This is a genomic window from Aureimonas ureilytica DSM 18598 = NBRC 106430 (genome assembly GCF_000382705.1).
In the GTDB taxonomy this organism is placed as follows: Bacteria; Pseudomonadota; Alphaproteobacteria; order Rhizobiales; family Rhizobiaceae; genus Aureimonas; species Aureimonas ureilytica.
In genome coordinates this window covers 659,294-673,239 of record NZ_ARQE01000001.1, presented here as the reverse complement: position 1 = coordinate 673,239, position 13,946 = coordinate 659,294, and the positions used below count along the sequence as shown (strand labels likewise).

The window sequence follows — 13,946 nt, the reverse complement described above, 5'->3', positions numbered from 1 at the left end:
GAATCGCCGGAACTATACGGTTTCGTATAGCGAGCCTCGTGCGAGGGAATCGGGAGCGGGCGTGAAGGTTCTGGTGATCGAGGACGACAAGGCCACCGCCGACTATGTCGGGGGCGGCTTGCGGGAGGAGGGCCACGAGCTCGACCACGCGCCGGACGGCCCGACCGGGCTGGAACTCGCCTGTTCGCGGCCCTACGACGTTCTGGTGGTGGACCGGATGCTGCCCCGGCTGGACGGTCTGTCGCTGGTTCGCGCGCTGCGCTCGGCGGGGCAGACCGTGCCGATCCTGTTTCTCACCTCGGTCGGCGGCATCGACGACCGGGTGGAAGGGCTCGAAGCGGGGGCGGACGACTACCTCCTGAAGCCCTTCGCCTTTTCCGAACTCATGGCGCGGCTCAACGCGCTGATGCGCCGCGCGCCGACCCGGCGCGAGGAAACCGCGCTCGTGGTGGGCGATCTGCGCATGAATCTTCTGGCGCGCACGGTGACGCGGGCGGGCGTCGCGATCGAGCTGCAGCCGCGCGAGTTTCGGCTTCTCGAATATCTCATGCGCAACCGGGGCCGCGTGATGACGCGCACCATGCTTCTGGAGCGGGTCTGGGAATTCCATTTCGATCCCAAGACCAATGTCGTGGAAACCCATGTCAGCCGGCTGCGCGCCAAGATCGACCGGCCCTTCGCCAGCGAGATGATCCGCACCGTGCGGGGCTCGGGCTACGTTCTCGATGCGTGACGTCGCGCTCTTTCGCACCATCTCGTTCCGGCTGGCGGCGACCTATGCGGTTCTCTTCGCGGTCTCCGTCGCCGTGATCATGGGCGCGGCCTACGCGATCGCCACCAGCGAAATCCGCGACATTTCCGAGCGCGAGATCGGGCACGACATGGCGGCCTTCCGCTCGGCCTTCGCCAAGGGCGGCGGGGAGGAGCTGCGCCTGCGCATCCGCGAGCGCTCCGAGGGCGCGCCGGGCGACAGTTTCTTTCTGCTTCTGGACGGCGAAGGGCGTTTTCTCGGCGGCAACGTCCCGCCCCAGCTCTGGCAGGAGGGCTGGTCAGAGCGGCGGATGGACGACGCCGTGGTGCGCCAGAGCCAGGATCTGATGGACTCGGCCTCCATGAACAGCGACGGCGAGGTGCGCCTGTTCAGCCATGGCGAAACGCTCGGGCCGTTTCGGGTCCTGGCGGGGCGCAATTCCCACATTCTCCACGAGACGCAGGAAATCCTCCTGGGCTGCCTCCTCCTCGGCTGCCTCGCCATCGCGGTCGTGGCGCTGGTCGGGAGCTATCTCGTCACGCGCGACCCGGCCCGGCGCATCAACGCCATCGCCGGCCTGACGCGGCAGGTGGTGGCCGGGCGCTTCGACATGCGCCTTCCCCTGTCACGCCGGCGCGACGAGATCGACCAGCTCTCGGCCGACGTCAACCTCATGCTGGCGCGCATCGAGACGCTGATGGAAAGCCTGCGTCAGGTGTCCACCGACATCGCCCACGACCTGCGCACGCCGATCGCCCGGCTGCGCCAGCGGCTCGACCTGCTCGGCCGGCATCCGCCGGAAGCGGGCGCGGCCTTCGGCGGCGCGATCGACGAGGCGATCGCCGAGGCCGACACGATCATCGAGACCTTCAACGCCCTCCTGCGGATCGCGCAGGTCGAATCCGGCGCGCGCCGGGCGCGCTTTCGAAGGCTCGATCTGGCCGACCTCACCGAGCGGGTCTGCGACATCTATCGCGACGTCGCGGTCGATGCCGGCCATCGCCTCGAAACCGGGCTCGAACCCGGCGGCACCCTGATCGAGGGCGACGCCGACCTCCTGACGCAGCTTCTCGTCAATCTCGTGGAGAACGCGATCAACCACGTGCCCGCGCCCGGCCTCATCGAGGTCCGCGTGTCGCGCGAGGGTCAAACGGTGTGTCTCGGCGTCGCGGACGACGGCCCCGGCGTTCCCCCGGAGGAGCGCGAGCGGATCTTCCGCCGGCTCTACCGGCTGGACCGCAGCCGCAGCACGCCCGGAACCGGACTCGGCCTCGCCCTCGTCGCGGCCATCGCGGAGCTGCACGGCGCGCGCGTCGCCGCGCTCGACAACGCGCCGGGCCTTCGCATCGCGATCACCTTTCCCCTCGCGCGGCCGGACAAGGGCGCTCCGGCCTAGAACCGGGCGGAAGGCCGGGCGGATCGGGGAAGGGTCCGAAGGCGCGTCGCCAAAGCCGATCCCGATCGAGAACCGCTTCACGCCCGATCGGCCATCCGGCGCAAGGAAAGCCAAAGCCGCCGTCGAGGTTTCACGTTGAGTAGTTTGTAGAGCCGTCAGGCTCGAACTCGCGAAAACGTCAGTTGGACGCGGAAGCCGCGCGCCGGTCCGCTGGCCGCCAAGCGATAACACTTAGCAAACTAAGCATTTTGCTAACCTTTCGACAATAGTCTGATGGATGCCCCTCTCGTTCCAGGTACAGTCATGCGGCTCTCGATCAAGACAAAGCTGGCCTTCTCCTTCGCATCTGTCCTGACGTTGTTGGCGGCGTCTGGATATTATGGCGTGAGCAGCCTCGGCGAGGCGAACGACACGATGAGCGCCTTCGCGTCGCGCCCCTTTGCCCAATCAGGTCGTCTCAGCGAAGTCTGGGCGACGTCGGAGGCGATCGGGCGCTCGCTGAATGCGATGGTCTATCTCAAGAGCGACGCCGAGAAGGCAGAGCTGCGCCAGGTGGTCGAGACCAACGCCAAGAACGTCATCGACCTTCTCACGACCTATCAGGGGCTGATCGGGCGGGAGGACACCGCATCGATCGAGCGCGCCGGACAGCTGATCGGCGCCTGGAAGGCCTATCTGTCGTCGATCGCATCCGTCATGAACCTTCTTCAGGAGAACGTGACGGCGCGCGCGACCGAGCTGAACGGGTCGGAATTCGAACCCGCCTTCCAGCGCCTGACAGCCAGCCTCGCCCGCTTGCGAGACGATCTGGCCGCGAACCAGGTTGCCGGTGGCCTGCGCGACATCGTCAGCGATCTGCGCGGCAACCTGCCGAACCTCGCCCAGGAGGTCACGACCAGCATCGTGGAAGGGCGCGAGGAGCAGCTCGCAACCTTGAAGACCTCCTATGAGGCCACGTTCGCTCGGATCGACAAGGGCATTGCGGATCTGGCGAACGCGGCGGCCGGAAGCCCGCGCGAGGCGGCCGTCGCGCAGATTGTCGCGGACTGGTCGCGTTTGAAGCCGAGCGCCAATCAGATCTTCGCCTATGGCGAGGCGAACAGCGATTCCAAGGCGGTCGATCGGATCATCACCGATATTCGCCCGCAGCTCATGTCGATGATCGCGCAGACCCGCGATCTCCTGAAGTATGAAACGGGCGTCGCCAACCGGTTCGTCGCGGACACGCAGACCGAATATGTCGCGACCCGCAACCTGTCGATCGCCCTGGTGCTCGGCGGCCTCGTTCTGGGCGCCGGCGCGGCGGTCTGGATGTCGCTCCAGATTTCGCGCGGCCTGCGCAAGGCCGTTCGGCTGGCCGACGAGATCGGCGCGGGCGACATTTCGCGGCGGGAAGAGGTCATGAGCGCCGACGAGATCGGGGACCTCCTGCGCTCCATGAACGCGATGAGCGCCAAGCTCTCCGAGGTCATGACCACCGTCAACGCCTCGGCCCAGCAGGTGGCGTCGGGCTCGGCGCAGTCGGCCGCGACCGCCGAGCAGCTCTCCTCGGGCGCGACGGAACAGGCGGCGGCCTCAGAGGAAGCCTCCGCCGCGATCGAGCAGATGGCCGCCAATGTGCGCCAGAACGCCGACAATGCCGGCACCACCGAGAAGATCGCGGTTCAGGCCTCCGACAGCGCGCGGCGCAGCGGCGAGGCGGTCAGCGCCTCGGTTCAGGCCATCCGCATCATCTCCGAGAAGATTTCCGTGGTGCAGGAAATCGCGCGCCAGACCGACCTTCTGGCGCTCAACGCCGCGATCGAGGCCGCCCGCGCCGGCCAGCATGGCAAGGGTTTCGCGGTGGTGGCCTCGGAAGTGCGCAAGCTCGCCGAACGCTCGCAGGAAGCCGCGCAGGAAATCGGCCAGCTTTCCACGCAGACGCTTCTGACCTCGGAAGAAGCCGGCCAGATGCTGGACGCGCTCGTGCCCGACATTCAGCGCACCGCCGAGCTCGTGTCGGAAATCTCGGCCGCCTGCCGCGAGCAGTCGATCGGCATCGAGCAGATCAACCAGGCGATCACCCAGCTCGATCAGGTCACGCAGGCGAATGCCGGTGCCGCCAACCAGATGGCGGCGACCTCGGCGCAGCTTTCGGCCGAGGCGTCCCGCCTGCAGGAAGGCGCGTCCTACTTCAAGGTCGGCCAGACCCCGCGTCAGGCGATGCCGACCGAGAGCCGCCGCGCGAAGGTCGAAACGCTCCGGGCCAATGTGAAGGCCTTCGGCGAGACCCATGCGGGGAGCCGCAAGCCCGCGCCGGCCCCGGCGAATTCGGGCTCCGGCATCATGCTGGATCTCGACGGGTCTGCCGACTTCGAGCGCATGAGCGCCTGAGGCTCGGCGCCGAACGCACCGCCCCATCGCCCTTCCCCGCCCGGCCGAGCGCTGCGCGGGGAAGGCCCTTTTCGCGGGTCGATCCGTCGAAGCCTGCATTGGGAAGCGGGTCTCGGCTGCGACGCTCCACCGGAGCCCGCGTCGCGCATTCCCCCATCGCCGGGGCCGAACCCGGTCCCGTCCCGCGAACCGCCGGCCATCTCGCGTCGCCTCTCGCGTGGCGCCTTCCCAAACCAAAGCGCCCGGCTTGACAGCGCCTGCGCCCATCGGCTTCGCCCTGACCGAGCCAGACAAGCAGGAGCGAAGCGCGGTTGAAACGACGGGTCGGCGATATCGACATCACGTTCGAGGACACGGGAAGCCTGGCCGGAAGCGAGCGGCCGCCGCTGCTTCTCCTGCACGGCGCGGTGCAGACGCGCCGCATCTGGCGAACCCAGATCGACGCGCTCGCGCCCGATCGGCGCGTCATCGCCCCCGATCTGCGCGGCCATGGCGAGACGACGCTCGGCACGAAGCGGCTCACCGTGGAACAGCTCGCCGACGACGCGCTCGGACTTCTCGACGCCCTCGGCCTCCAGAGCGCCTCGGTCTGCGGCATCTCGCTGGGCGGCATGGTGGCGCTCGACATGGCGAGCCGCGCGCCGGACCGGGTGCGCGTTCTGGCGCTCGCCAACACGCCGACCGCGCTCGCCTCGTCCCGCTGGCTGCGGCGGCTCGTCGATCGCATCGACCCGCAGGACCTGCTGCCGCCCGTTCTTCGCCTCGTCGGCGGCGCGCTCGGCGCGCGGATCGGCCTCGCCATCGCCTCGCGCGTCGTCGGGCCGCACTGGGTCGGGGCGCAGGCGCGGCGGCATTTCATCGAGGGCTTTCGCACGATGCCGCCTCAGACGATCCGCTTCACCTACCGGGCCATCGTCGAGGCCCGGCCCGCCGACGTCACGCCGATCGCATGCCCCGCGCTCCTGATCGCGGGCCGCGACGACGCGCCGCCGATCCTCTCGCAGACCGAAGAGCTGGCGGGCGAACTGCCGAGAGCCCGGCTCGAATGGATCCGCGCCGGACACGTCTCGTCGCTGGACGATCCCGAGAGTTTCAACCGCCTTCTTCGGGCCTTTCTCGAAGCGCACGGCGCTTGAACCGGCCGCGCGCGGCGGAGGCCCCCTTCTGCCGCGTGTCCTCGTCGAGGCGGATGTCCTCGGCCATCCGCTCGGCGGCGCCGGGCTCCACCAGCCCCGCCGCCTCGGCGTGGGCCGCCGCCTTCTCCAGCGTCGGGCCCGACACGAAGGGAATGCCGGCCGCCTCGATCTCCTCGATCGCCCGGCGCAGGCGCGGCTGGAAGCCCTTGGGCGTCACGTCGCGCAGATACACGGCGAGAACGCGCGCGCCCTGCTGCCGGACGATCTCGGCATAGATCGGCCCGTCGCTCTGCCCGGTGTCTCCGACGAGAACCACCGGGAGATGCGGATAGGCCGACAGGATGTGATCGATCGCCGCGAGCTTGTGCCGGCGATGGCTCCCGGTCAGCCATTGCGTCCGGCTCAGCCCGAAATCCTTCAGAAACATCGCCCCGTGCGGAATGGCGCGAAGGCGCATGAAATCCTCGAAGACCTCGTAGAGATTCCACGGGCTGGAGGAGACATAGAATATCGGATTGGTGTCCGGCCCGCCCCGCCCAGCCGCCAAGGCCCGCAAGAACGAGGCGACGCCCGGAAAGGCGACGCGCCCTTCGGCGGAGTTCAGGGCGACGGTGCGCAGATGCGTCAGAAGATGGCGCGCGCCGGTTTCGATCACCGTGTCGTCGAGATCGGAAACGACGAGGAACGCCGCCTCGGACGAGACGAGCCGCACGGGCGCTTCGCGCGTCGCCGGCTCGACCTCATAGAAGGGCGCTTCCCGCAGGGTGAGTTCGACCGGAACCCAGGGCTCTTGCGACACGGTCCCTTGCGACCCCGTCTCGTGCGACCTGGGCCCTTGCAAAAGGCCGGGGTCGAACGGCGCCTCGACAGCAAAGAAGCCTTCGCGGTCGGTTTCCACCGTCCCCGCCTGGGTGCCCAGGCGCCAGTCCACCCGCGCGCCCCGGATCTCGTCGGTCTCGTAGCGCCGGAAACTGCGTTTCAGGTTGGTCCAGCGCGAGCGCGACGGCGGCGCGCCGACGACGCCCTCGTCCTCCACCACGCGCCCGCTCACATAAACCCGCCCCTTCGCGACATAGCCGCGATAGGGCAGGAGGATCGGCGGCGAGGTCAGGCCGAGACGGAGCTTGAGACGGGTGCGGGCCTCGTCCCAGAGCGTGGCGACCCCGCCCACCACCCGCAACGCGACCGCCCCAAAGCCCATGGCTCACCCCTCCCCTCATCCAGCGCGGCCATAGATGGGCCGCGCGGCGTTTCGCGACAGGAGGGGGTGGAAAGAGTACGCATTCGGGCGCCGACGCCGGGGCTCGCCCATCGGTTCTGCCAGTGGCCGACGCTGGAGCGCGAGGACGGGAGCCGCTTTTCCTACCCCGCCGACAGCATGGTGACGGCGGTGCGCCTCATCAACGGCCGGTCGGCCATGTCGCCTATCCCGCGCTGAGCGCGCCGGCGGGCGGGCGAACAAGCCGACCGCCCCCTGTCTCGCCGGCCCTTCTCTCGCCGCCTCTTGTCTCGCCGCCCGCCTCAGCGCTTGGGCGGCGCGTCGGTTTCCGCGTCCTCGCGGCTGTGCAGCGCTTCCTCGCGGCTGTGCAGATAGTCCGACAGCGCCGTGCGCCGGCCTTCCCAGGTGTCCGACATCACGGCCTGGATCTGCCGCGCGCGCACGGCCCAGGCGGGCGAGCGGAAGCGGGCGGGCTCGCGCACCGTCACGTCGTCCACCCGGTCGCGCACGAGCTGGCATCCGAGCACTTCCAGCCCCAGCACGAAATCCTCCACCGACAGGTCGGAGGACACGGGGTAATCGGCGATGTTCACCTCGCGCACCGGAAAGAGCTGACCGCGCAGGATCACCGGCACGAAGCCCGGCGAGGTCTGGCAGATGCGCAGCACCACGGCGGTTTCCGGATCGGACAGGAAGGAATGGCTCATCGGGTCATGTCTCCTTGTCCAGAACAAGGTCGTTCAAAGGGGCGACGATGCGGCAGGCGAGGCCCGCCGGATCGTAGGTCAGGTCCACCGCGCCCTCCGGCGTGCCGGTGAGGCCCATGCCGACGAGGCGCGTTCCGAACCCCTTGCGGCTCGGCGCGACGACGGGCGGGCCGCCCGTCTCGGTCCATCGGAAGTCGAGGAGCTGCGGGCCGCCGGGCGCTTCGCGGCGCAGCGACCAGTCGACCGCGATCCGCCCGTCCGGCACCGAGAGCGCGCCGTATTTCACGGCGTTGGTGGACAATTCGTTGGCGATGAGCGCCAGCGCCAGCGCGGCGCGCGGGCCGATCAGCACCTGAGGCCCGGTGAGCGCGACGCGCCCGCCCGTGTCGTGGACGCGCACCGCTCCCGCCACGATGGCCTCCACCGAGCCGGCATCGTGCTGGCCGGTGAGCAGGATCTCGTGCGCGTGCGACAGGGCCTGGATGCGCTGGGACAGGGTGCCGCGCGCGGTCTCGATATCGGTGGTGGAGCGCAGGGTCTGGGTGGCGATGGACTGGACGACGGCCAGCGTGTTCTTCAAGCGGTGCGAAAGCTCGCGCGCCAGGATGCGCTGATGCGCCTCGGCCCGCTTGCGATCCTCGATCTCGCTGGCGCAGAGCACGGCGCCGCGCAGGCGGCCCGTCACGTCGCGGATCGCCTCGCCCACGACCTCGATCCAGATCCGGCTTCCGTCCGGCCGCTCCAGATGCATTTCCAGGGTGGCGCGCTCGGTCTCGCCCTTCAGGATGCGCGGCAGCGGGCAGGCCGAGGCGGGGATCGACTGCCCCTCGCCGTCGAAGGCGATGAACTGCGCGTCGCCGCCGGGCGCCATGACGCTGTCGGCCGGCCGCCCGAGAATGGCGTCCATGCGTCGGTTGCCGGCGATCACGCGCCCCGTGCGCGCTTCGGCCAGGAGAACGCCCACCGGCAAGGCCTGAACCAGCGTCAGAAGGCGCCGCTCGTTGTCGCGTAGCAGCGTTTCCATGCGGCGACGCTCCACCGCCGCGCGGATGCGCGTCGCCGCTTCCGCGACGAAGCTGAGTTCCTCCGCGCTCCAGCGCCGGGGCGTGTCGGCCGTCACCTGAAGAAGCGCCACGAGCTGGCCTCCCTCCAGAATCGGCTGGTGGATCGCGGCAGGCCGAGAGGCGGAGTGCGAGGGCTCTTCGCTCCCCCGGCCCTTCGTCACCACGCGGCCCTTGCCGAGCGCCGGCCAGAGGCGGGCGAGTTCCTCGCCGTCCACGAGGTCGCCCATCGGCGCGCCGTCCTCGCGCCAGCCCATCGTGGCGCCCGCCGAGCGGCCCTCGGACGTGACGCTTCGATAGGCGACGGCCGAGGCCTGCAGCGCCCGGCCGATCGCTTCGGCGACATCGTGCAGCATGGTCGCTTCGTCGTCGCCGCGCAGCAGGCGCTCGCCGAGCATGGCGAGGGCGTCGCGCCGGGCGTCGGCCTTGGCGCGGTCCGTCACCTCCACGAACAAGGCGCTGAACCCGTCGGCGCCGGTCGGCTGGATCACGCCCTCGAAGGAGCGCTTCAAGGGTTCCACCGTGCGCAGGAAGCGCATCGGCTTGTTGGCGCCGACGGAAGCCGCCGCGCCCCGCACCCATTCCGTCCCGAGATCGGGGAAGAGTTCTCGCACCGTGCGCCCGACCACCACCTCGGACGACAGTCCCGTCAGCGTGGTCCAGGCGCGGTTCACCGCCTCGTAGCGCCAATCCACGGCGCGCCCTTCGACATTGCGAACGAGACGCCCGAGAACGAAGGCTTCCTGCAGTTCCTCGAAGAGTTCGCGCCATTTGCGCTCGCTGGCGCGCAGGTCCTCCTCGGCGTCGAGGCGCTCGCGCGTCGCCGACATGAAGCGGGCGATCGTGGCGAAGAAGGCCACGGTCTCGCCATCGAACGCGCCCGGCCCGACCCGCGTGAAGGAGATCACCCCCTTGGCACGGCCCTGGCTGAGGATCGGGAACCCGGCATAGCCGTCGAAGCGCATGGCATGGGCGATGGCGTGGCGCGGCTCGGTGCTGTCGAGCAGGCCCGAGAGGACCATGGGCTCGGCCGTCTCGGCGACGATGCCGCAGAGCGGCCATTCCATCGCCGTTCGCCCGAGCTGCTCCTGCGTTTGCGGATCGAGGCCGATCCCGTGCGTCAGATGCAGGTGGCACCCATCGGCCGCGATGTCGAACATGCAGCACTGGTCGAAGCCGATCAGCTCGGCCCCTTCCTCCAGAATGGGCTTCAGAACGTCGCCCGCGCCGGAGGCCGAGAGAAGCGCGGCGGAGGCTTCGGCGAGGATCGTCAGGCGATGCTCGCGCCGCCGCTCGATCGTCAGGTCGCGCAGGATCACCAGCCAGCCGATCGGCGCGCCGGTTTCGGACACGAGCGGCCGGGTCTCGCTGGAGGCCAGAAAGCGCGATCCGTCCTTGCGCGGGCGCCAGCCCTCGCTGAGCGCGCGGCCCTCAGCCCGCGCCAGCGGCAGATCGCTCTCCAGAAGCCAGATCGCCTGATCTTCGGCCGAGAACAGCCGCTCGACGGACACGCCGAGCATCTCCTCCTCGCGCCAGCCGAGAAGCGCCTCGGCGCCTCGGCTCCAGGCCGTCACCCGGCCCGAGGCGTCGAGCGAGAAGATCGCGTGATCCACCGCACTGTCGAGGATCATGCGGTGATGGCGGTCGCCTTCGCGCTTTTCCAGAAGCGCGCGGTCCCGGGCGGCAAGCGCCAGACGCAGTTCCAGCTGGGTGACGACCTGCCGCGACAGGGCCGACAGCGCCTCGCCTTCGGGTTTGGTGAGCCCGTCCGGCCGGGGCACATGGTCGAGAACGCAGAGCGTGCCGAGCACCTCGCCGGCGGGCGTGACGAGCGGCGCGCCGGCATAGAAGCGCAGGAACGGCTCACCCGTGACGAGCGTGTTGGCGCGCGTGCGCGCATCGAGCGTCAGATCGGGGATGATCAGAAGATCGGTCTGGCCGAGCGCGTGGGAACACACGGATTGTTCGAGCGGCGTCTGGCAGGGCTCGAAGCCCGAGCGCGCCTTGAACCATTGCCGGTCGCGATCGACAAGGCTGACCAGCGCCACCGGCGCGCGGCACAGGGCGCGCGCCAGAAGCACGATGTCGTCGAAAGCCTGTTCGGGCGGCGTGTCGAGAATGCCGTAAGCCGCCAGCGCCGCCAGCCGCTCCGCTTCGCGGTCCGGCCGCGTCTTCGGGGAATCCTCTGGCTCGTCTATCACAGCGGACTTCCCGTGCTCCCCGATCGTGGATGCCGCTTCGTAGAATGCTTTTCGCGCGATGAAAAGTCGTTTGCGAGCCAAGCGCCCCTCGTGTTCCCGCAAGGCGCGCTTGGGTCGAGAGAACGGGGCGGCGCATGAGCGCGAGAACGGCCCGGGAAACGGCGGGAGGCTCCGGCCATGTGCATCGAACCCGCCATCCCCATCGACCTCGAAGCATCCCTGGTGGACAGGGTCTACCATCCCGTCGGGGTCTGGCAAGAGGCGACCGAGGCTGATGTTCCGGTGCTTTCGACGCGGCGCCTTCATCGACGGATCGGCAGGGGCGACGGCCTGTTCCCGCACCCGCCGCGCGCCGCCGAATCCACCATCCGCCGGGAGCGCCCAAGCGCGCCGATCGACCGCTTGGTGGGACGGGAGGAGTCCATGCGGGACAGGAGGGCAGCGCAGCGCCGGCGCGCGCTCGGTATCGACCGTCCGGGCGGCGGGGAGGTCGCGCGCGAAGTGGAACGCGCTGGCGCCGACCGCCCCTTCGAGAACCCGGCCGAGCGGCCGGCGCATGGAGATGAATCGGGCGGGCGGCGCGGCGCGGGGCCGGCGCATCACCTCGCACCGGGGCGCAGAAACGCGGCGATGTCGTCCATCAAAGCATCGGCCCGGGCGATGCGTCCGTTCATCTGGAGAAAGGCATGGATCATCCCGTCATAGCGGCGATGGTCCAGCGCGACACCGGCCTCGCGCAGCCGCGCGACATAGGCCTCGCCTTCGTCGCGCAGCGGATCGGCCTCGCAGGTGGCGAGAAAGCAGCGCGGCAGGCCGGCGAGATCGGCGGCCAGAACGGGCGAGGCGTCTGGGGAAATCCGGTCGGCGTGGCGCGGCACGGACTGGTCCGCCTCGTAGCCGAGCGAGCGGCGCGTCATGATCCGTCCCTCGTTTTCGGTGAGCGAGGGATAGGTCCTGTGATCGCGCAGATCCGTGTTGGGATAGAGAAGCACCTGCGCTTCGGGCGGCGCGGCGAAGCCTTCGTCGCGCAGGCGCCGAGCCGTTGCGGTGGCGTAGAGCCCGCCGATCGAGTCGCCGCCGATCGCCCACGTCTCGCCGCTCGCGACGAGAGTGCCCGCCACGAAGCGGGCGGCCTCCAGACAATCCTCGTGCTGCGCCGGGTAGCGCGCTTCCGGCGCCAGACGGTAGCCGACCGAGACGACGACGCGACCGGTGCGCTCGGCGAGCGCCATGAGCGGCGCTTCGTGCGTGTCGAGCGAGCCGGCGATCGCGCCTCCGCCATGCAGCCAGAGAAGGACGTGTCTGGCATCCGGCGCACGGTAAAGGCGCAAGGGGATCGAATGCCCGCCTCGCCCCGGCGCCTCGCCGCTTTCCGTGCGAACCGAACTCGGCGGCGGGGCCGAGAAGCGCTTGAGCGAGGCCGTGTCGGAGCGGGCCTGCGCCAGCGTTTCGGCGGCGTTGCGCGGCGCGGGGCGCCCCTTCGAGGAGGCCTCGACCTCGCGCAGCACAGCCTCGGCCTCGGCGTCGATCCTCATGGCTCACGTCCCTCACGCTGCGCCGAACAGGAAAAGCCCGACCGCTTCCTAAAGCGGCCGGGCTCGATAAGGTTTCCGTGTTCGGCAAGGCACCGGTCCCGGAAGGCGGCAGCCGCCTTCACATGGGCGTGATGCCGCGATGGCGGATCAGCCCCGCCCGCCGAAGACGCGCTTGGGGTGGAACGCGCCCTGATCGATCGAGCCGAGCGCGACGAGGCGGCCATGGCCGGTCGCATAGGCTTCCTCGCAGAAGGCCGGCGCGTCGCGCCCGCGCAGGAGCACCGGATTGCCCGACAGGACGCGGCCCGCCTGATCGTCGCTGAGCGCGACCTCGTAGAGGTCGGACAGAGCGGTCGCGGCATCCAGAACGAATTCGTCCAGCGCCTCGAAACGCACGACGCGCGGACGCGCGCCCGCGTCGATCGCTTCCTGATCGAGCTCTTCGAGCCCTTCTTCCGCCGCGTCCATCAGGTCGTCCAGCGTGATCAGATCGTCCTCGTCGAACGCGCCGACGCGAATGCGGCGAAGCTCCGTGACATGGCCGAAACAGCCGAGCGCGCGGCCGAGATCGCGAGCGATGGAGCGCACATAGGTGCCCTTGCCGCAATCGGCCTCGAACACGGTGACGCCCTCGTCCATCGAGACGATCTCGAGCTTGTGGACCGTCACGGTACGGGCCGCGATCTCCACGGTCTCGCCGGCGCGAGCGAGATCATAGGCGCGCTCGCCGTCGATCTTGATCGCGGAGAAGGCGGGGGGAACCTGCGAGATCTCGCCGACGAAGGCGGGAAGCTGCGCCTCGACCTCGGCCCGCGTCGGGCGCAGGTCCGAGGAGCGCGTCACCGGGCCTTCGGTGTCGTCGGTCGTGGTTTCCGCGCCCCAGCTCACCGCGAAGCGATAGGTCTTGCGCCCGTCCATGACGAAGGGAACGGTCTTGGTCGCGTCGCCGAGCGCGATCGGCAGCATGCCGGACGCCAGCGGATCAAGCGTGCCGGCATGGCCCGCCTTCTGCGCGAAATACAGCCACTTGATCTTGGCGACCGCCTCGGTGGAGCCCATGCCCACCGGCTTGTCGAAGATCACCCAGCCCGAAATCGGGCGCCCCTTCGGCTTCTTGCCGCGCCGTGCCATCAGCGTTCTTCCTTGTTGTCGTCGTCGCCCTCGGTCTCCTCCAGATCGCGCAACACGTCGGGCGAGCGCAGGAGCGCGTCGATCCGGGCGTAGTTGTCGAAGCTGTCATCCTTGCGGAAGCGGACCTCGGGCATGTACTTCATCTGCCGAAGGGCCGGCGAAAGCCGCCCCCTCAGATATTTCGCGTGCGCGTTGAGAGCATTCACGAAGGGCTGCAACTCGCTCTGGCCGAGCACCGTGATGTAGGCGGTGGCGAGTTTCAGGTCGGGCGACATGCGCACTTCCGACACGGTGACGACCGCGCGCTCGAGGAGCGGATCGCGCAGGTCGCCGCGCTGGAGCGCTTCGGTCAGCGCGTGGCGGACCTTTTCGCCGACCGACAGCTGACGCTGCGACGGCCCCTTGGGGGTGTTGGCTTGTTTGGCCATGTTTGCCT

General features: G+C 69.5%; 12 protein-coding genes. 6 read left to right on the top strand and 6 right to left on the bottom strand.

All coding sequences use genetic code 11. The annotated features are described in order from the left end of the window. Positions 1–61: 61 nt before the first annotated feature. The 4 genes from B146_RS0103215 (at position 62) to B146_RS0103200 (ending at position 5,656) form a co-directional block, all read left to right on the top strand. The gene (locus B146_RS0103215) at positions 62–733 is read left to right on the top strand and encodes a response regulator transcription factor (protein ID WP_019994976.1); all 672 of its coding nucleotides are present in this window, start codon (positions 62–64) and stop codon (positions 731–733) included. Further along, positions 726–2,147, top strand: coding sequence for a sensor histidine kinase (locus B146_RS0103210; RefSeq protein WP_019994975.1), 1,422 nt, complete (start codon positions 726–728; stop codon positions 2,145–2,147). Before B146_RS0103215 ends, B146_RS0103210 begins: the two co-directional genes overlap by 8 nt. A gap of 273 nt (positions 2,148–2,420) precedes the next feature. Further along, positions 2,421–4,520, top strand: a complete 2,100-nt coding sequence (locus B146_RS27525) for a HAMP domain-containing methyl-accepting chemotaxis protein (RefSeq protein WP_322786358.1) — start codon at positions 2,421–2,423, stop codon at positions 4,518–4,520. Between the two features lie 311 nt (positions 4,521–4,831). After that, positions 4,832–5,656 carry an alpha/beta fold hydrolase gene (locus B146_RS0103200; RefSeq protein WP_019994973.1) on the top strand — a complete coding sequence of 275 codons (825 nt, stop codon included), beginning with the start codon at positions 4,832–4,834 and terminating at the stop codon, positions 5,654–5,656. On the opposite strand, the gene B146_RS24875 is transcribed toward B146_RS0103200, so the two are convergent. Then, entirely contained in the window at positions 5,613–6,857 is a 1,245-nt protein-coding gene (locus tag B146_RS24875) for an App1 family protein (protein ID WP_019994972.1), read from the bottom strand. The two genes, B146_RS0103200 and B146_RS24875, sit on opposite strands and share 44 nt — an antisense overlap. Before the next feature lie 66 nt (positions 6,858–6,923). Here B146_RS24875 and B146_RS28875 point away from each other — a divergent pair, with 66 nt between their 5' ends. Continuing rightward, a complete protein-coding gene (locus B146_RS28875; RefSeq protein WP_155897329.1) occupies positions 6,924–7,094 on the top strand; it encodes a hypothetical protein in 171 nt (56 codons plus the stop codon). Positions 7,095–7,177: 83 nt separating this feature from the next. On the opposite strand, the gene B146_RS0103185 is transcribed toward B146_RS28875, so the two are convergent. Then, on the bottom strand, positions 7,178–7,582 hold the full coding sequence (locus B146_RS0103185) for a hypothetical protein (RefSeq protein ID WP_019994971.1): 405 nt from the start codon (positions 7,580–7,582) through the stop codon (positions 7,178–7,180). A 4-nt stretch (positions 7,583–7,586) separates the two neighbouring features. Further along, positions 7,587–10,844 (bottom strand): GAF domain-containing protein, encoded by a 3,258-nt coding sequence (locus tag B146_RS0103180; RefSeq protein WP_019994970.1) that lies wholly within the window; start codon positions 10,842–10,844, stop codon positions 7,587–7,589. Between the two features lie 177 nt (positions 10,845–11,021). Here B146_RS0103180 and B146_RS28870 point away from each other — a divergent pair, with 177 nt between their 5' ends. Next, positions 11,022–11,549, top strand: coding sequence for a hypothetical protein (locus tag B146_RS28870; RefSeq protein ID WP_192843315.1), 528 nt, complete (start codon positions 11,022–11,024; stop codon positions 11,547–11,549). Here the strand turns inward: B146_RS28870 and B146_RS0103175 are convergent. From B146_RS0103175 to rbfA, 3 genes are all read right to left on the bottom strand, one after another. Then, entirely contained in the window at positions 11,444–12,379 is a 936-nt protein-coding gene (locus tag B146_RS0103175) for an alpha/beta hydrolase (protein WP_019994969.1), read from the bottom strand. The two genes, B146_RS28870 and B146_RS0103175, sit on opposite strands and share 106 nt — an antisense overlap. A 147-nt stretch (positions 12,380–12,526) precedes the next feature. After that, entirely contained in the window at positions 12,527–13,510 is a 984-nt protein-coding gene (truB, locus tag B146_RS0103170; RefSeq protein ID WP_019994968.1) for a tRNA pseudouridine(55) synthase TruB, read from the bottom strand. Beyond that, a complete protein-coding gene (gene rbfA, locus B146_RS0103165) occupies positions 13,510–13,938 on the bottom strand; it encodes a 30S ribosome-binding factor RbfA (protein WP_019994967.1) in 429 nt (142 codons plus the stop codon). Before rbfA ends, truB begins: the two co-directional genes overlap by 1 nt. Between the last annotated feature and the right edge of the window lie 8 nt (positions 13,939–13,946).

What these genes read in the sequence shown, in the direction of transcription:
- B146_RS24875 (WP_019994972.1), bottom strand. Translation starts at nt 6,857, where the DNA reads ATGGGCTTTGGGGCGGTCGCGTTGCGGGTGGTGGGCGGGGTCGCCACG.
- B146_RS28870 (WP_192843315.1), top strand. Translation starts at nt 11,022, where the DNA reads ATGTGCATCGAACCCGCCATCCCCATCGACCTCGAAGCATCCCTGGTG.
- rbfA (WP_019994967.1), bottom strand. Translation starts at nt 13,938, where the DNA reads ATGGCCAAACAAGCCAACACCCCCAAGGGGCCGTCGCAGCGTCAGCTG.
- B146_RS0103185 (WP_019994971.1), bottom strand. Translation starts at nt 7,582, where the DNA reads ATGAGCCATTCCTTCCTGTCCGATCCGGAAACCGCCGTGGTGCTGCGC.
- B146_RS0103175 (WP_019994969.1), bottom strand. Translation starts at nt 12,379, where the DNA reads ATGAGGATCGACGCCGAGGCCGAGGCTGTGCTGCGCGAGGTCGAGGCC.
- truB (WP_019994968.1), bottom strand. Translation starts at nt 13,510, where the DNA reads ATGGCACGGCGCGGCAAGAAGCCGAAGGGGCGCCCGATTTCGGGCTGG.
- B146_RS27525 (WP_322786358.1), top strand. Translation starts at nt 2,421, where the DNA reads ATGGATGCCCCTCTCGTTCCAGGTACAGTCATGCGGCTCTCGATCAAG.
- B146_RS0103210 (WP_019994975.1), top strand. Translation starts at nt 726, where the DNA reads ATGCGTGACGTCGCGCTCTTTCGCACCATCTCGTTCCGGCTGGCGGCG.